The organism is Spongiivirga sp. MCCC 1A20706 (genome assembly GCF_046524175.1).
Taxonomy (GTDB): domain Bacteria; phylum Bacteroidota; class Bacteroidia; order Flavobacteriales; family Flavobacteriaceae; genus Spongiivirga.
Genome location: NZ_JBEFZF010000003.1, coordinates 178204 through 197092, shown reverse-complemented (window position 1 = coordinate 197092; position 18889 = coordinate 178204). Strand labels below are relative to the sequence as shown.

Sequence of the window (18889 nt, the reverse complement as noted above, 5' to 3'; positions counted from 1 at the left end):
AATGAGTAAGAATCGTTTTCAGAGCTATTTGAATAAGCATACTGAGGCCGCCCCTTTGGCGGTCTTTCGTATTTTTTTTGGTTTAATGATGCTCATTAGTATAGTTAGATTCTGGTCTTACGGTTGGATTGATAAACTATATATTCAACCAAAATTCTTCTTTTCTTATTTTGGTTTTGAATGGGTAAAGCCACTAGGCATTTATACTTATATACTATTTGCGATCGTGGCTATTGCTGCTGTTTTGGTTATGCTTGGTTATAAATATCGGATGGCGATCATTGTATTTTTTCTTGGGTTTACCTACATAGAACTCATGGATAAAACCACTTATCTAAACCACTACTATTTTATAAGCATATTGAGTTTCCTACTCATTTTTTTACCTGCCAATCGCTATTTTTCAATTGATGCCTTTAAAGATTCAAAGCTTCGGTTTCAACAAGTTCCTAAATGGACTATTGATAGCCTGAAATTATTAATGGCCATTGTGTATTTCTATGCAGGATTGGCTAAGCTTAATTCAGATTGGCTTCTCAATGCAATGCCCCTCAAAATATGGCTCCCCAGCAAATTCGATATTCCATTAATTGGTGACTTAATGACAGAAAGCTGGATACATTATGCCTTTAGTTGGGGTGGTGCCGTTTATGACCTTCTTATTCCGTTTTTTCTTTTGTATAAAAAGACAAGGCCATATGCATTTATAATGGTGGTAATATTTCATGTATTAACACGTGTATTGTTTCCCATTGGGATGTTTCCGTATATTATGATTGTGAGTGCATTGATATTTTTTGATGCTACTTTTCACAAAAAGATTATTCGCTTTATTGGAAGAATAATTAAAACCGACGTATCTATTTTTAATTCGGGGAGATCGTATCAACAACTATCACTGAATAGGAAAAAAGGAGTGCTAGTTGTTATTGGTGTTTTCTTTTTGTTTCAATTATTGTTTCCTTTTCGAAATCTGGCATATCCTGGTGAGTTGTTTTGGACGGAAGAAGGCTATCGTTTTTCTTGGCGCGTAATGTTGATGGAGAAATCCGGATATGCTCAATTTAAGATTGTCGATAAAAATACTGATAAGTGGTTTTATGTGGACAATAGCGATTTTTTGACACCTTTTCAAGAGAAGCAAATGTCCTTTCAGCCGGACTTCATTTTAGAATATGCACATTTCTTAAGCGACCACTTTTCTTCTAAAAATGAAACGAAAGTTGCCGTATATGTAGAAAATGTGGTGAGTCTTAATGGTCGTCCGAGTACCACCTTTGTAGACCCCACTGTCGATTTATCACAAATAAAAGAATCATTTAAACACAAAAATTGGATTATTCCGTTCAACGATGAGATTAAAGGAATTTAGATTATTTAGCGTTTTGTTTTTTATAAGTTTTTCCTGTTGGGCACAATTCACGCTGGATATAACTGTTGTCGATGGTTCAAATAATCCAGTAAATAATGTAGAGGTTTACCTCAAGAATATTGAATATGTATTGGTGACTGATGAAACGGGTAAGGTGCAATACAACAATCTTGATGCAGCTATCTACGATCTCATTGTTTTCGCATATGGCTACAAAATTGTGGAGCAAAAAGTTTCATTAAGTGCTAATGAAAAAATAACGATCCCCTTAGAGCAATTAGGAGAACAACTATCAGAAGTGGTGTTAACCCAACAGCGTGAAAAGGTATTTGCGCTTCGACGATTAAGAGAAGTAGAAGGCACGGCAATTTATTCCGGAAAAAAAACTGAGGTGATTCAGATTGATCAAATAACCGGGAATCTGGCAGCCAATAATGCAAGACAAGTTTATAGTCAAGTGGTCGGACTTAATATTTATGAGAATAATGATGCAGGACTTCAATTAAATATCGGAGGACGTGGACTAGACCCAAACCGAAGCGCTAATTTTAATACACGCCAAAATGGATATGATATTAGTGCCGATGTACTTGGTTATCCTGAGAGTTACTATACTCCACCGCCAGAAGCATTGAGCGAAATTCAAGTAATTCGTGGTGCAGCTTCCTTACAATACGGGACCCAATTTGGAGGACTGATTAATTTTAAATTTAAGCCACCAAGTTATAAACCGATTGAGTTTGTTTCGAGACAAAGTATTGGATCGAATAATTTATTAACCAGTTATAATAGTCTTAGCGGTACAAAAGGAAAGCTGAGTTACTTTGGTTATTTTTTATATAAAGAAGGGGATGGTTTTAGACCTAATTCTCGTTTTAATTCCAGAAATGGCCACATTCATATTGGGTATCAATTTACTGACAAAACCAAGTTAACAGCAGAGTGGTCTAAACTCAATTATTTGGCAAAACAAGCGGGTGGTTTAACTGATGCTCAGTTTATTGCAGATCCTGAGTTTAGTAATCGCGAACGCAATTGGTTTGATGTCGATTGGAATTTATATTCACTTCGCTTAGATCATCAATTTTCAACCAATACGGATGCGAGTCTTCATTTTTTTGGCCTAGATGCTTCTAGAAGTGCAGTTGGCTTTAGGCAAAATCGCGTCTCTCAGCCTGATGATATTACACAAGCAAGAGAGTTGCTTGTTGACAATTTCTCTAATTGGGGTGCAGAAGCACGTGTACTTACTCGTTATAAAATCAAGGAAAGAACATCAGCACTATTGCTAGGATCAAAGTTTTATAAAACTAGCAATGACCAGCGACAAGGTCCCGGAAGCGCTTCATTAGCCCCTGATTTTAATTTCGCCACTGATCAATTTCCAAATTTTGAAAGACAGGCACAATTTGATTTACCCAATTTGAATGTTGCATTTTTTGGTGAAAATGTGTTCAAACTATCCGATAAATTAACGGTAACTCCTGGCTTCAGATTTGAGTATGTCAAAACAGAAAGTGAGGGGAGTTTTCAAAATATCGTACTCGATCTGGCAGGTAATGTTTTGTTGAATGAGGCGGTTCGCGATGATCGTGTTTTCGAGCGGAATTTTATATTGCTCGGTATCGGAGCGACCTATAAATGGAATAAAGACATAGAATTATACGCTAATTTTTCAGAAAATTATCGCTCTGTAACCTTTAGTGATATCCGTATTACAAATCCTAGTTTTATAGTAGACCCTAATATTGGCGATGAAGATGGCTTTACGGCTGATCTCGGTCTTAGAGGTAAGTTGGGTAATGATCTTTCTTTCGATTTTAGTGCTTACGGCTTGCTATACGATAATAGGTTAGGCGAGGTGTTAGATGTTGATAATGGTCGTGTTGTTAGATTAAGGGGTAATATTGGCAAGGCTTTTATATACGGCTTAGAGACTTTTGCTGATTGGAATATTAAAAATACCCTGTTGAATCAGAATGACAATCTCAAACTAAATATGTTCACCAACCTAGCGTTGACCCAATCCGAATATTTAGAATCCCAGCGTAATAATGTGGAAGGTAAAAAGGTGGAGTTTATACCTACTATAAATCTTAAAACCGGGCTTAACTTTGGGTATAAAAATTTACTAGGTAGTATTCAGTATACATATCTTTCCGAGCAGTTTACTGATGCGACCAATGCCCCGCAAGATGTTACTGATAATCAGCGCGGTATCGAAGGAAGTATTCCTGCATATGACATTTTAGATGTATCCTTATCATATACCTATAAAAAATGGAAATTAGAAACGGGTATCAATAATCTCTTGAATAAATCGTATTTTACACGCAGAGCAACGGGTTATCCTGGACCGGGGATTATTCCTTCACCACCACTGACCTTTTATACAACACTTCAATTTAAAATATAAATCAACAAACTGAACAGTATGAAAATCATAAAAAAAATTCTAATTCTTGCTTTGGTAGCCTTAGTCGGAATTCAATTCTGGAGACCGGAAAAAAACCAATCAGGATATGAAACCGTAGCAGCCTTTGAAGCCGAAACAAAACTAACTGAGCAAATAACAGCCATTTTAAAAGCTAATTGCTACGACTGTCATAGTAATCAAACAAACTACCCTTGGTACGCTCAAATTGCACCTGTTTCTTTATGGTTAGATGATCATATACGTCACGGAAAAGGAGATTTCAATGTTTCAGAATGGGCTACTTATTCAGTTAAAAAGAAAGATCATAAGCTCGATGAATTGATAGAAGAGGTGGAAGAAGGGCATATGCCTTTAGATAGCTATACCTGGATTCACGGTAAGCTGTCAAAAGAAGATCAAAAAACCTTAATTGATTGGGCAAGAGCAGCAAGAAAGCCCTATCGTGCTCAATTGGCAAGCCAGGAATTGCCACAATAGTGGTACTGTAATAGCCTTAGTTTCTTCAAGGTCATCTCATTTCTTTTTGTATTTTTGCCGCGTCAAAAATCGCATCATTTATAATGGCTCAGACCAAGTATATATTCGTAACCGGTGGCGTTACATCGTCATTGGGAAAAGGGATTATTGCAGCTTCCCTGGCAAAATTGCTACAAGCACGAGGGTATAAAGTGACCATCCAAAAATTAGACCCCTATATTAACGTAGACCCTGGAACTTTAAACCCTTATGAACATGGAGAGTGTTACGTAACAAATGATGGTGCAGAGACAGATCTCGATCTTGGTCACTATGAACGTTTTTTAAACAGTCCGACCTCGCAAGCCAATAACGTTACTACGGGTAGAATTTACCAGAGCGTTATTGAAAAAGAGCGCAAAGGTGAGTTTTTAGGAAAAACCGTGCAGGTAATTCCGCATATCACAAATGAGATTAAAGATCGCATTCAAAAGCTTGGTAAGTCAGGTAACTTCGACATTGTAATTACTGAAATTGGTGGTACTGTTGGCGATATCGAGTCACTACCTTATATAGAGTCTGTAAGGCAATTGCTTTGGGAACTAGGCGAGAACAACGCCATTGTGGTGCACTTAACCTTAATTCCATTCTTATCTGCTGCTGGTGAGCTGAAAACCAAACCGACTCAGCATTCGGTTAAAACCTTAATGGAAAGCGGTGTTCAGGCGGATATTCTTGTTTGTAGAACGGAACATGAATTATCAGACGACCTTCGTCATAAATTAGCCCTTTTCTGTAATGTAAAAAGAGAAGCTGTTATTCAATCGATTGATGCATCAACCATTTATGATGTTCCTAATTTAATGTTAGAGGAGGGATTGGATAAAGTGACATTAGAGCGTTTAGATCTTAAAGGGTATAAGGAACCTGACCTCACTCAATGGAATCAATTTTTAAAGCGACATAAAAATCCAAAGGATACGGTAAAAATCGGTTTGGTAGGTAAGTATGTTGAACTTCAAGATTCTTACAAGTCGATTTTAGAAGCATTCATTCATGCTGGGGCAGAAAATGAAGTAAAGGTAGTAGTCGAAAGTATTCATTCTGAATATTTAGACATATCAAATGCGGAAGAAAAAATAAAACATCTGGATGGCATTCTAGTTGCACCTGGTTTTGGGGAGCGAGGTGTCGAAGGAAAGATCGCCGCTATAAAGTATGTAAGAGAGCATAACATTCCGTTTTTGGGTATTTGTTTAGGAATGCAGATGGCGGTTATCGAATACGCCCGTAATGTACTAGGTCTCGATGAAGCTAATTCCACAGAAATGGATCCCGAAACTGTCTATCCTGTAATTGATTTGATGGAAGATCAGAAAAACATAACTAATAAAGGAGGTACGATGCGTTTGGGCTCTTGGAAGTGTCAATTAACACCCGATAGTATGGTTGCTTCTATATACGATGATACTCTAATTGAAGAACGTCATAGGCATCGTTACGAGTTTAATGATAGTTTTAAAAATCAACTAACAGATGCTGGCATGATCGCATCGGGTTTAAACCCAGGGACAAACTTAGTTGAGGTCATTGAGTTACCTCAGCACGATTGGTTTGTTGGGGTACAGTATCATCCTGAATATAAGAGTACTGTGGCAAATCCACATCCACTATTTGTAGCCTTTGTTAAAGCAAGTTTAGCACATAAGATGAAAAAAGAAGGTGCCACTATGGCATAATTTTCAATTTTGGCTACCATTTTGAGATACCTTTTTTAATAAAGCACCTAAGATTTAAATAAACACATGGAAGAAAAGAAGCTGGATATAAATTCGATTATTGGTTTTGTACTAATATTTGGAATTTTAATGTGGATGACGATCAGTAATCAACCAACCCAGGAAGAGATTGATGCTGAAAAAGCAAAACAAGAACAGGTAGAAGCTGAAAAAAAAGCAGCTACAAATGGTTCTGACGCAAAGGTGGTAAATACGCCGACCGCTGTTCAAGAAGGAGATTCAACCGCTATGGCAGCTGCGCAGCAGAAACTTGGTGCATTTGCCTATGCAGCAGGGTTACCATCCGCTAATGGTGGTGAAACCGTTTTAGAAAATAGACTTGTCAAATTAGTGGTATCGAATCAAGGCGGGACTATTAAGGAAGCAAAGATGAATGAATATGTTCGCTTTGATTCATTACCGGTCTATTTGGTAAAAGATGATAACGCACAGTTCGGTATTACTTTTAGAACAAAAAATGGCAGAAAAATTAATACACAAGAAATGCCATTTGAGCCTTCGTTAACTAAAAACGGAGAGAATCAGGTGCTGTCAATGAAACTTAAGGTTGACGCAAATCGCTTTTTAGAGTACCGTTATGAAATGAAACCTGATGACTATATGGTCGATTTTAGTGTGCGGTCACAGGGCCTTGATGGTGTTATCGACGGTACCGAGCCAATTGAATTATCATGGGATCAAAAGGTACGCCGTCAGGCAAAGAGTGTGAGTTATGAAAACAGATATACTAGATTGACATATCAACATGATGGTACGAAGATTGACAAATTAGCCCAAACCGGTGCAGATGATGAAGTTGAAGAAGATGTCAACTGGTTATCGTACAGACAATTCTTTTTTAGCAATATTTTGTTAACTGATACTCCGTTTAAAACGGCATCAATAACTTCAGAGGATTTAGTAGAAGACGAAACTGTTGACACGGTATTTACCAAAAAGTATACGACGAAAATTCCATTGGAATTAAAGGGTAATGAGTTAGCTGAAAATTTAAGTTGGTATTATGGTCCGACGGATGTTGAAGTGCTAAAACAGTATGAGGCCGATTTAGAAGATAGTATTCCATTTGGTTGGGGCATTTTTGGTATTATCAACCGATATGTATTTACTCCTTTATTTGGCTTTTTAAGTAGCTTTTTACCCTTTGGTATTGCAATTATTGTAATGACTATTGTGGTTAGATTGGCGATGTCACCAGTAACCTACAAATCATATGTTTCTCAAGCTAAAATGAAGGTGCTAAAACCTGAAGTTGCTGAAATTAGCGAGAAGTACAAAAATGATCCTATGAAAAAGCAGCAGGCAACAATGAAGTTGTATAGCAAAGCAGGAGCAAGCCCAATGGCAGGATGTATCCCGGCCTTGTTACAGCTTCCGGTTTTCTACGCGTTGTTTATGTTTTTTCCTACCGCATTTGCTTTAAGACAAAAAAGCTTTTTATGGGCTGAAGATCTTTCGTCCTATGATGTAGTTGCGAAATTACCTTTTAACATCCCTTTTTATGGAGATCATGTTAGTCTATTTCCAATATTGGCTTCCGTTGCCATATTCTTTTACATGCGCATGACTACAGGCCAACAAATGGCAAGTCAGCCTACTCAAGAAGGGATGCCTGATATGAGTAAGATCATGAAATATATGATTTATGTATCACCGTTGTTCATGCTAATCTTCTTTAACAACTATGCGAGTGGATTGAGTTTATATTATTTCGTATCGAACTTGTTAACTATTGGAATCATGTTGGTTATCAAGAAATACATCATCGATGAAGATAAGATTCATGCGAAAATTCAGGAGAATAAAGCCAAGCCTAAAAAACAAAATAAGTTTCAAAAGCGGATGGCCGAAATGATGGAGCAGGCGGAGGCACAACAGAAAGCTAGGAAGAAGTAATTTTTAAACCAAAAAGAAAGCCGAATACTAAAAATAAAGTATTCGGCTTTCTTCTTTTAGGTACTTTATTATTGACAAGCTTTCAACTTATCGGCAAGTGCTTTAGCCAAATTAGCAGCTTCACTTTTAAAGACTGACTCAATTTCTTCAAAACTTAAATCAAGTATGCTGTTATCGGCTTCGGTCATTTCTAAGGTATCTTCGCATTTGGTAGCACTCAAAATGTTGTTTGCACTATTTACGAAAGCACTAAGATGTGCATTTTGTTTTTTTACAAAAGCTTCCTTTTTCAAACGTTCTTTCTCTTTTGCTTTTGTTGCCATTTCCTCCTTAAGCGCCATTTCTTTTGCTTTAAGTGCCTTTTGCTGCTCTTCCAATGCTTTTTGTTGCGCTTGTAACTCGGTTAGACCGCTGTCATCTAATGTTACCTCTTCGACCATTGGTCCGTTGGCCGCACATTGATCAAGCGCATCGATAATTTCTTGAGCCAATGTTTTAGATTTTTTTACGTAGTAGCGTCCATCTTCCCATTTAGTAACATCAACAGCCTTAGAAATTAATTCGACAGCATCATATGCTTTATTATAGGCATTATCACAACCGCATTTCTCGGCAGCGTCTCTTGTGTTTACAAAAGCTTCATACGCTCTCTCCGATGCTTGCGTTAAATGGTCTCTGTTATTGCTATCGTATGCTTTTTTGGTATGTGAGTAAGCATAAGAAGCCTGAGAAGAAGCATCATCACATGCCTGAGAATAACTAAATAATGAAATTAACAACAAAAAAGCAGTAGGTAGTAAAGTTTTCATTTTAATAAGTTTAGTAAAATTTGGAATGCTCAATGTAACAAAAAAATGCAGATGTAGCCTAAATTAAATATCTTTAAGCGGCAAACATCGACTAAATGAACAAGATATCTATTAATGACTTTAAAGTTACTTCGAACATTGAACTTAAAGAAAGATTGACCACCTACGATCTTGACGCTTCAAAGAAAAAAATTGAAAAGGAGCTCGAGGAAGTAAGAGAAAAACTGGGCGAACTTCAAGACACTATCTATGCACATGGCAAGTATGCGGTACTTATTTGTATTCAGGGTATGGATACAGCAGGTAAAGACAGTTTAATTCGCGAGGTGTTTAAAGATTTTAATAGTCGCGGTGTGGTGGTACACAGTTTTAAAGTCCCTACAGACTTAGAGCGTGCTCATGATTATTTATGGAGGCATTATATAGCACTTCCCGCAAGAGGGAAGTTTGCGGTTTTTAATAGAACACATTACGAAAATGTATTGGTCACACGAGTACATCCTGAATATATTTTAGGAGAAAATTTACCCGATGTACATTCCGTAAGTGACATCAATGATGCTTTTTGGAAAAAGCGATTTGAACAGATTAACAATTTTGAAAAAACCATTGCACAAAATGGGACCATTATCTTTAAGTTCTTTTTGCATTTGTCAAAAGACGAACAAAAAAATAGATTGCTAAGAAGACTGAGATTGAAGGAAAAAAACTGGAAGTTTTCTCCTGGAGATTTAAAAGAACGTAAGCTTTGGGATGACTATCAAGCTTGTTATGAAGATGCTATTAACAAGACTTCCAAATCGCATGCGCCATGGTATATTATTCCTGCCGATGATAAGCCAACGGCACGTCTATTAACGGCTAAAATTATGTACGATACGCTTAAAGAATATAAGGATATTAAAGAACCGGAGTTAGATGAAGAAGTGAAACTCCGGATTGATGAATTTAAAGATCAACTAAACAATGAATAAGTATTTATTTACATTTCTACTATTCGCAACTACCATTTCTTTTTCTCAGGATAAGGATGATGAAGTGCAATTAAAAAACATCTATAAAACGGCATTGACTAATGGGCAAAGCTATCAGTGGTTAGATCATTTGTCTAATAAAATAGGTGGGCGTCTATCGGGTTCTTTAAATGCAGAAAAAGCTGTTAAATATACCAAAGAAGAGTTAGAATCTCTTGGCTTAGATAAGGTATGGTTACAGCCGGTAATGGTACCAAAATGGGTTCGTGGTCCGAAGGAAGTAGCCTATATAGAAGCTCAACCGGGTTCTAAAAACGAAGTGCCGATTTGTGCGTTGGGTGGTTCTGTAGCAACACCAAAAGAGGGAATTAAAGCCAAGGTGATCGAGGTAGAATCACTAGAAGAACTTGATAGTTTAGGAGAACAAAAAATAAAAGGTAAAATAGTCTTCTATAATCGGCCCATGCAAGCCGACTTAATTAATACATTCCATGCCTATGGTGGGTGCGTCGATCAGCGGGCATCAGGGGCGAAGGAGGCTGCCAAATATGGGGCCGTTGGTGTAATTGTCCGGTCTATGAATTTACGATTAGACGATTTTCCACACACCGGGGCGATGAACTACGGCAATCTTCCTAGAAGAAAGTGGATACCGGCCGCTGCCATTAGTACCAATGGTGCTGAGCTGTTGAGTAAAATGATTAAGTGGAATCTAGACACACAATTTTACTTTAAACAATCTTGCGAACAATTTAAAGATGTAGAATCATATAATGTCATTGGCGAAATGACAGGAACAGAATTCCCGAAAGAAGTAATGGTTGTAGGAGGACATCTAGATTCTTGGGACCTTGGCGACGGAAGTCATGATGATGGTGCAGGGGTTGTGCAAAGCATGGAAGTATTGAGGTTACTTAAAAAAACCGGTTATAAACCAAAAAGAACAATTCGCGTTGTATTATTTATGAATGAAGAAAATGGACTTCGTGGCGGCCGTAAATATGCAGAGGTAGCGCGACAGAAAAATGAACGCCATGTGTTCGCTTTAGAAAGCGATTCCGGTGGATTTACACCCAGAGGTTTTTCTTTTGATGCAAATGACGCAGCTTTCGCTCAAGTGCAATCATGGAGGTCTTTATTCAAACCCTATCTTATTCATTATTTTGAAAAAGGTGAAAGTGGAGCGGACATCGGTCCCCTTAAAAATAATGAGATTGTAATGGCAGGATTGCGACCGGACTCACAGCGATATTTTGATTATCATCATGCTGCTAACGACACTTTTGATGCCGTCAATAAAAGAGAATTAGAACTTGGTGCCGCTACCATGACCTCATTAATGTACCTTTTTGACAAATATGGAGTAAAAACCCAACCGCAACCTAAAATAAAAGGATAGTTGATAGCTAATAATTTATGGCATTTACTAATCGGTTACGAAATAAAGCGTTCTGGCTTTTAGATACATTTAAAGGAAGTCCAGTTAAAAAACATTTTAATGAAGTACGTGTTATTTTAGGTTATGATAATTGGAACCAGGTTAAGCAATACCACAAGATTAAAATAGGCGAGTTAACGCAACACGCGATAAGAAATATTCCTTTCTATAGTAATTTAAATACTGCTCGTTTAGAGGATTTTCCAGTTGTTTTTAAAAGAAAAATCGTCGAAAATTATGAGGAGTTTTATGCTGAAAATTATTTAAAAGAAAAGTACTGGATAAAATCTACAAGCGGTTCAACCGGAGAGCCTTTTGATGTGCGTCAAAATGATTTGAAGATTAATAGAAATATTGCAGACACGCTATATTTTTCACAGCGTTCTGGATACCAATTGGGAAGCTCTTTATTCTACATACGTTTTTGGGATGAACTTCTTAGGAAAAGTGGTTTACAGGCAAAAATTCAGAATGTTGTTCAAATAGAAATTACAGAACTTGATGACCGTGCACTAAATCGTCTTTGTCAACAACTAAGTCGAAATCCTAAAAGAACAAAAGGGCTCTTAGGATATGCTTCTGGTTTTGATTTATTGATAAGGTATCTGGCAGATCAGCATGTACGTTTTGATTTTAGTGGAGTTAAATCCGCAATAGCGATGGCGGAAGCATTATCGCCAGTTACCCGTGACAAATTTAAATCTTATTTTGATGTTCCATTATTGTCACGATATTCTAATACTGAAAATGGAATTATCGCACAGCAAATCCCTGGCACGGGTACTGATTTTATAATTAATTGGGCTAGCTATTATATCGAAATTCTAGACTTTAATAGCGATACACCTGTTCAAAATGGTCAGCAAGGTAGAATAGTAATAACCGATCTGTTTAACTATGCAATGCCATTAATTAGATACGATACTGGTGACGTTGGGACTATGGAAATTGGTCATGACGGCATCCCATTATTATCTACCATCGAAGGCAGATTACATGATACTATTTACGATACCGAAGGTAACATTATTTCTTCTTTTATACCTTCTTATTTAGAGCGATATAAAGGCATCATAGAATACCAGTTTTTACAAACGGGTAAAAAAGAATACACAATTAACTTAATTATCAATGATCAGTTTTCAGTTGAAAAAGAGATTATTGAATTTATGAAATCACATTTTGGTGCGGATGCTGAATTGAAAATCAACTATATCGATTCCATTCCCTTACTTTCATCTGGTAAACGAAAAAAGGTGTTGAATACTTTTAAAAATCCAATGCACTAAACTTTAAAAAGCGAAAAGCAATACCGTATTTTTATAGTGTTAAATTTCCGCTAGTGTCCTTAACTAACTACACCAAAGAATTTGCATATAATTGGAAACTTGCAGCTCCCGTAATGCTTGGGATGCTTGGACACACTTTTGTGCAGTTTGTTGATAATATTATGGTAGGGCAATTAGGTACTGCTGAACTTGCTGCGGTTTCTTTAGGTAATAGTTTTATGTTTATTGCGATGTCAATAGGTATAGGTTTCTCCACAGCGATAACTCCCTTAATTGCCGAGGCTGATGCTGCTGAGAACTTTACCAATGGAAAATCATCATTTAAGCACGGACTATTTCTATGTACCATTTTGGGTGTAGTGCTGTTCATTATGGTGTACTTTGCAAAACCACTAATGTATTTAATGAAACAGCCCGAGGAAGTTGTTTTATTAGCAATTCCGTATCTCGATCTTGTTGCCTTTTCGCTCATACCCCTTATCGTATTTCAGGCATTTAAGCAGTTTAGCGATGGTTTATCTATGACTACCCTTCCTATGATTGCCACATTGATAGCGAACGTGGTAAATGTGGTGTTAAATTACCTCCTTATTTTTGGAAAGTTTGGGTTCCCTGAAATGGGAATAGTTGGTGCCGCCATTGGCACATTAACCTCCCGTTTTGTGATGGTCGCTTTTATTTGGATTTTACTGTCTAAACGAGAAAAATCAAAAGCATACGTAACGAATATTAAGTTTTTTACGCTTACGAGAAGAATGCTAAAAAAAATCATTAGCCTCGGTGCTCCAAGTGCCATGCAAATGTTTTTTGAAGTGGCGATATTTACATCGGCAATATGGTTATCAGGTATTTTAGGTAAAAACCCACAAGCTGCAAATCAGATAGCACTCAACTTATCATCAATGACCTTTATGGTAGCAATGGGTTTAAGTGTTGCTTCTATGATTCGTGTCGGTAATCAAAAAGGACTGGGTAATTTTAAAGAATTGAGGCGTATAGCCTTTTCAATTTTCTTACTTACGACATTGATAATGTTTGTTTTTGCAATGACATTTTTATTGTTTAATGAAGTGCTACCAACCGTATATGTAGACTTAAATGACGCAAGTAATTTTGCTGATAACACAGAGGTAATGGCTATTGCTTCACAACTATTGCTAGCTGCTGCTGTTTTTCAATTATCAGACGGAATTCAGGTGGTGGTTTTAGGCGCATTAAGAGGGTTACAAGATGTGGCAATCCCCACTTTGATTACTTTCATAGCTTATTGGTTAGTTGGTTTTCCAGTTATGTATTATCTAGGACTGCATACCGAATATAAGAGTACAGGTATATGGATAGGACTATTAGCTGGATTAACAACAGCAGCCTTATTTTTGTATATTCGATTTAATCATTTAACCAACAAACTTATTGCTCAAAAGCATGAGAATAAATAGCAAGTATTTAATGTTATAAACTATGGAACTACCTAAATTTATTCTAGGAGATAATACTGATTTTCCTGAAGCCATATTTATTGTGCACACCGATTTCCCTAGGTTTATTCTGAATTTGGAAAATGATGAGGTTGAATGGCTAGAAGATTTTGAAAAAGAAGATCAAAAAGAATTAGAAACAGAAGCAGAAAACCTAATTCAACAGGCCACCGACTTTTATGATCGTGAAGTGTCCAGGTATGATAATTAGGTAATATGGAAGAATTAATTAATCAAGATCAACAATTATTTCTTTTGTTAAACGGTTTAGGCACCGAAAGCTGGGACGGGTTTTGGATGTTCATGACCGCCAAACTAAGTTCACTACCGTTATACCTTTTATTACTATACCTAGCCTTTAGGCAATTAGGTTTAAAATCCACATTATTTCTTCTTATTATAGTTGCTTTAATGATTACAGCAAGCGATCAACTTTCGAATGCTTTCAAATATGGCTTTGAGCGTTTACGCCCTTGCCACGATGATATTATTTTTAATCAAATGCGATTGGTAAAACCGTATTGTGGGGGTAAGTTTGGTTATTTTTCTGCACACGCTTCTAATTCCTTTGCTGTGGCTACTTTTTTTGCACTGCTTCTAAATAAATCAAATAAATGGTGGCCAGCCATCCTATTATTGTGGGCATTAACTGTTGCCTACAGTCGTATCTATATTGGGGTACATTATCCACTAGACGTGATTACAGGAATGAGTTTTGGAATGTTGTTTGGATGGGGATTTTACAAGCTATTTAAAATAACTTCTCAACGATTTATAAGTAGTTAGCCTCTTCTTGATTTTTGAAAATTTCTCCGTTCAAAGGATTAATAAAAATTAATAAGAATATTACACCAAAAGCCAGTTCATAGACTTCCCATTTTCTATCAGAAGGAATAGCAAGGACAAATGCCGTGCTTAACAAAAATGCGATGGTATGCGACCATCTAGGAATCGGCACTGCGAAACGATTTGCAAGACTCTTAAACCAAGATGCTTTTCTAAACAAAATAGGGCAAACAATAAGATAAATGACCAGTACAAGGGTAAGAAGTTGACTAAAAATTACCTTGTTTACTTTTTTCCCGCCTACTACCATATTGTGTAGGTTGGTTTCACCTTGGGCATTATTTTCTTTAAAAAACTCGCTCGACTCAACATCGAAAATGCGTTGTCCCCAGCTTATTTCCTCTCCGGCGCCAAAAACAAAAAGTAGCACAAATAATGAGGTGCCCAAAATCCATAGGGCTTTTTTAACTTTCCCTAGTTTGATCAACCGGAATAACGATAAAAACGAGATGCTAATTAACATTACCGCAGTTAAGTATTCAATTACTCCATCTTCTACGGTAAAAACTGTATCAAAATAAATATCATCTGTAAAACCAAAATAAAGGCCTAGTATAAAAACTAACAATAAAAATAAAAATGCAATTTGTTCTAAACCTGTTATTTTACTTTTCAAGATTGTCTGTTTAATAAATTATTGAGAGACAAAAATACATTTAAAAAATGCAATCAATGAAGTTCCTTTTTACTTTCAATGGTATAATCAATATATTTTCGTTTCATCCATAAGTAAGCAAAGCAATCTGCAAATGAGCTAAATACTCGGTTGATTATTCCGAATTTAGATGTACCAGCCATCCTTGGAAAATGTCTTATGGGTATTTGTTTTATTTTTCCATTTTGCAACAATATCATGGCCGGTAAAAAACGGTGTATACCCCTGAACATTGGGATTTTTTTTGCATAGTTACTATGAATGACCTTTAGTGGGCAACCGGTATCATCCATACCGTCTTTTGTAAACAACCGTCTTATTTTGTTTGCAATGGTTGATGAGGCCTTTTTTATGAAAGCGTCGTTACGTTTATTTCGTGCACCGGTGACTAGTTGATAGTTATGTGCATGCTTTAATAGTAGATTGAAATCGTAGGGAGTAGTTTGTAAATCACCATCCATATATCCTGTTAAAGGGGTTTTAGTATGGTCGAATCCGGCTTTTATAGCGGTGCTTAGTCCACAATTTTCAGTAAATGAAATAAAACTAAATGCCTTATGCTCACATATGCTTTTAATCTTTAGCAAGCTATTATCGGTACTTCCGTCATTTACAAATAGAACACAAGTTTTTTTAATTGCTATTGGTAAGTAGTTTAGTAATTCCTTTTCAAGTCGATCCAGGTTTGCTTCCTCATTATAGATAGGAATAATTATGGTAAACTCAAAGTCCATATTGGCGGTAGTGCTTAACTTTTATACTGATCCAAAAGTGTTTTTGCAGCACTAAAAGGAGAAATTTGATTTTTTTCCACCTTTTCCAACATTTGCGCTAGCGCTTTTTTCATAACGGGATTTTGATAAAAAGTAGATTTAAGTTGCCGATCGATAGTTTGTATTAACCAATATTGGTTTTGTGCTGTCCGGTTTGTTTTAAAGTATTCATTTTCTTTTGTCTGCTTTACATAGTCTGCTATCATTTTCCATACCGTATCAATACCGTTGTTTTCAAGTGCAGAACATGTTGCTGTCTTCGCAATCCAACCTGATGGTTTAGGTGGGTACAAATGAAGTGCTCGCTGAAATTCTGTCTTCGCAAGTTTTGCTCTTTTAATGTTGTCTTTATCTGCCTTATTAATTATAATCGCGTCGGCCATTTCAATAATACCCCGTTTAATACCTTGTAGCTCATCACCAGCCCCGGCTAGTTTAAGTAGTAAGAAGAAATCAACCATGCTGTGTACCGCGGTTTCAGATTGGCCAACTCCGACAGTTTCAATTAAAATAGTATCGAACCCCGCAGCTTCGCATAAAATGATAGTTTCCCTTGTTTTTTTAGCAACCCCTCCAAGCGAATCTCCAGATGGAGAGGGCCTAATAAATGCATTGTCGTTTTTAACCAACTCTTCCATCCTGGTTTTATCACCAAGAATACTTCCTTTAGAAATACTACTACTGGGATCGACTGCAAGTACGGCTACTTTTTTTCCAATAGAGGTTAGATAAGTGCCAAATGCTTCAATAAATGTGCTTTTCCCTACTCCCGGTACTCCCGTTATGCCAATACGAATAGAATTGTTGGCAAAAGGTAAGCACTTTTCTATCAGTTGTTCGGCTTGTTTCTGGTGCTTAGGATTCTCACTTTCCACTAAGGTAATACCGCGACTAAGTGCGGTAATATTTTGCGCAATTAGTTGCTTACTAAGTGTTTCTATTTGGAACTTTTGCTTCCTTTTTTTTTTGATTTTTGAAGAAGCTAGCACATTAGTGCTTTGTGGTTGAGAAACACCATCTTTTTCTTTTAATGCCGATATATGCTTGTTCTTGTTTGACACTATTTTTTCCGAAATGGTATACTAACTTTGGTTCTATCCCATGAAAGTGTCATTGTTTGTGGGGTCTCATTTAGAGAAATCGTAAACTGTTCAACTTCTGGTACCTGTTCGACTGGAACTGTTGTAATAAGAACATCAAAATCGGGATTTCTAGCGGATACCCCAGCAAGTGAGACACCCCACCCATACATTTCGCTGTTAAAAATAATATCCCAACTACTTAAAGTAGGCTTTGTCCATAAGGTGTATTTACCTTTTGGTAGCGTTTCGCCATTAATTAGGAGGTCATGCTGTGTTTCAAACGTTGTTGCTTCATTAGCACCTGTTCTCCAAACCTTATCAAAAGGCACGAGCCCACCAAATACATCCCTTCCTTTTTTATACGGACGGCAATAAAACACTTCAATCTCGTTTCCTTGTTTAGTATATGTTATTGTTTGTTCTGGACTATGCTTTTTGGTTTGAGAGCGCATTATTGGTCCTACCACAAAAAAAAGTAGTAACGCTAGAATACCCACTACAGCGACTGTCCAAATTATAATTTTCTTCATGGCTATGAATATTTAGTTGGTAGTACTAAGTTAGGGAAAATTTGAACGTGGTTTCTTGTTTGTAATGCTTCTCTGGTGTTAAAACAGTAGACGGAAAATTCGAATGGTTTGGCGCATCAGGGCATTGTTGTGTTTCAAAACAAATACCACTTCCATCCGATGGTGTAAAAACAACCATTGCAGGTTGATTAGTCATTACATCCAATCGAATTCCACTTTCTTCGCATGACAGACTAGCTGCTCTTTGTGTAGGATTATTCAATATGAAAGTATCGTCTAAAAAAGCGCTTGTAACTGGTTTTTTCGAATTAAAATCATATTTGGTAGTACCAACATTCAAAATATTTCCCGAAGGTATTAGTCGGTCGTCTGTTTCTAAGTAGGTGTCTGAATTGATAAACAACGTGTGCGTTGTAATAGAATTTCCATTATTTAAATTAAAGTACGAGTGATTCGTTAAATTGAGAATTGTTGTTCTGTCGGTGGTAGCTTCGTATGAAAGCCGAAACTCGTTCTCAACAAGCTGATAAGTTAGGTTTACAGTAATATTTCCTGGATATCCCTTGGTATCATGTTCTTTTTTTAGTTGAAGCGTTACAGCAGGTCTCTTTCCATGTTCTTGGCTAATGATAGTCCATTCTCTTTCATGAAACCCGGCGTTACCTCCATGAAGATGTACACCATTAATTGTATCTAGTTGAATGTAGGTATCTCCCAGTCCGAAGCGTCCGTTGTCGATTCGTCCGGCATAAGGACCAATACATGCGCCTAAATACATCGGGTTCCCTTTTTTATATTCTTCTTCATTTTCCAAACCTAAAACAACATTCTGCCAATTATCATCTTTGTTCTTAACGAACAGCTTTTCTAAGATAGCTCCATAGCTTAGGATTTCAACCTTTAAAAAAGCGTTTTCAAGAATAACTTTGCTCAAAGTAGTTTCATTTTTGTCAGCGGTAAATTACATAATCAAATGTTAAAATTATACTCTTTTGCCACAGTGTTTTTTTTCTTACGTCTTTAAACTGAACATCAACTAAACCAAGTTAACCAAT

General features: G+C 36.7%; 17 protein-coding genes. 11 read left to right on the top strand and 6 right to left on the bottom strand.

Annotated features, from left to right (window positions below; translation table 11 throughout):
- The first annotated feature begins 1 nt into the window (after position 1).
- The 5 genes from ABN763_RS08795 to yidC all read left to right on the top strand — a co-directional run bounded on the left by ABN763_RS08795 (position 2) and on the right by yidC (position 7960).
- Entirely contained in the window at positions 2-1372 is a 1371-nt protein-coding gene (locus ABN763_RS08795) for an HTTM domain-containing protein (protein ID WP_410485086.1), read from the top strand.
- Positions 1353-3788, top strand: coding sequence for a TonB-dependent receptor domain-containing protein (locus ABN763_RS08790; RefSeq protein ID WP_410485085.1), 2436 nt, complete (start codon positions 1353-1355; stop codon positions 3786-3788). Before ABN763_RS08795 ends, ABN763_RS08790 begins: the two co-directional genes overlap by 20 nt.
- An 18-nt stretch (positions 3789-3806) precedes the next feature.
- The gene (locus ABN763_RS08785; RefSeq protein WP_410485084.1) at positions 3807-4286 is read left to right on the top strand and encodes a heme-binding domain-containing protein; all 480 of its coding nucleotides are present in this window, start codon (positions 3807-3809) and stop codon (positions 4284-4286) included.
- A gap of 83 nt (positions 4287-4369) precedes the next feature.
- Positions 4370-6004, top strand: coding sequence for a CTP synthase (locus ABN763_RS08780; RefSeq protein ID WP_410485083.1), 1635 nt, complete (start codon positions 4370-4372; stop codon positions 6002-6004).
- A gap of 66 nt (positions 6005-6070) precedes the next feature.
- The gene (gene yidC, locus ABN763_RS08775) at positions 6071-7960 is read left to right on the top strand and encodes a membrane protein insertase YidC (protein WP_410485082.1); all 1890 of its coding nucleotides are present in this window, start codon (positions 6071-6073) and stop codon (positions 7958-7960) included.
- Positions 7961-8028: 68 nt separating this feature from the next.
- Here the strand turns inward: yidC and ABN763_RS08770 are convergent, their stop codons facing one another.
- Positions 8029-8769 (bottom strand): hypothetical protein, encoded by a 741-nt coding sequence (locus tag ABN763_RS08770; protein ID WP_410485081.1) that lies wholly within the window; start codon positions 8767-8769, stop codon positions 8029-8031.
- Positions 8770-8864: 95 nt separating this feature from the next.
- On the opposite strand from ABN763_RS08770, the gene ABN763_RS08765 reads away from it, so the two are divergent.
- From ABN763_RS08765 to ABN763_RS08740, 6 genes are read left to right on the top strand one after another with little or no spacing between them, the layout of a single operon-like run.
- Positions 8865-9743: a PPK2 family polyphosphate kinase gene (locus tag ABN763_RS08765; RefSeq protein ID WP_410485080.1), complete on the top strand. Its 879-nt coding sequence runs from the start codon at positions 8865-8867 to the stop codon at positions 9741-9743.
- Entirely contained in the window at positions 9736-11142 is a 1407-nt protein-coding gene (locus ABN763_RS08760) for a M20/M25/M40 family metallo-hydrolase (protein ID WP_410485079.1), read from the top strand. Before ABN763_RS08765 ends, ABN763_RS08760 begins: the two co-directional genes overlap by 8 nt.
- A 17-nt stretch (positions 11143-11159) precedes the next feature.
- On the top strand, positions 11160-12470 hold the full coding sequence (locus tag ABN763_RS08755) for a CoF synthetase (RefSeq protein ID WP_410485078.1): 1311 nt from the start codon (positions 11160-11162) through the stop codon (positions 12468-12470).
- Positions 12471-12523: 53 nt separating this feature from the next.
- On the top strand, positions 12524-13909 hold the full coding sequence (locus ABN763_RS08750) for an MATE family efflux transporter (protein ID WP_410485077.1): 1386 nt from the start codon (positions 12524-12526) through the stop codon (positions 13907-13909).
- Between the two features lie 22 nt (positions 13910-13931).
- Complete coding sequence (locus ABN763_RS08745) at positions 13932-14159, top strand: hypothetical protein (protein ID WP_410485076.1); 228 nt, start codon at positions 13932-13934, stop codon at positions 14157-14159.
- A 5-nt stretch (positions 14160-14164) separates the two neighbouring features.
- Positions 14165-14734 (top strand): phosphatase PAP2 family protein, encoded by a 570-nt coding sequence (locus ABN763_RS08740; RefSeq protein WP_410485075.1) that lies wholly within the window; start codon positions 14165-14167, stop codon positions 14732-14734.
- Here ABN763_RS08740 and ABN763_RS08735 read toward each other — a convergent pair.
- The 5 genes from ABN763_RS08735 to ABN763_RS08715 are packed head-to-tail and all read right to left on the bottom strand — an operon-like array spanning position 14721 to position 18768.
- Entirely contained in the window at positions 14721-15410 is a 690-nt protein-coding gene (locus ABN763_RS08735; protein WP_410485074.1) for a hypothetical protein, read from the bottom strand. The genes ABN763_RS08740 and ABN763_RS08735 overlap by 14 nt on opposite strands.
- A gap of 53 nt (positions 15411-15463) precedes the next feature.
- On the bottom strand, positions 15464-16183 hold the full coding sequence (locus tag ABN763_RS08730; protein WP_410485073.1) for a glycosyltransferase family 2 protein: 720 nt from the start codon (positions 16181-16183) through the stop codon (positions 15464-15466).
- A gap of 14 nt (positions 16184-16197) precedes the next feature.
- Complete coding sequence (gene meaB, locus ABN763_RS08725; RefSeq protein ID WP_410485072.1) at positions 16198-17283, bottom strand: methylmalonyl Co-A mutase-associated GTPase MeaB; 1086 nt, start codon at positions 17281-17283, stop codon at positions 16198-16200.
- Complete coding sequence (locus tag ABN763_RS08720; protein ID WP_410485071.1) at positions 17283-17834, bottom strand: DUF2911 domain-containing protein; 552 nt, start codon at positions 17832-17834, stop codon at positions 17283-17285. The genes meaB and ABN763_RS08720 overlap by 1 nt, the downstream gene beginning before the upstream one ends.
- A 25-nt stretch (positions 17835-17859) precedes the next feature.
- Positions 17860-18768, bottom strand: a complete 909-nt coding sequence (locus ABN763_RS08715; protein ID WP_410485070.1) for an aldose epimerase family protein — start codon at positions 18766-18768, stop codon at positions 17860-17862.
- Positions 18769-18889 lie beyond the last annotated feature (121 nt).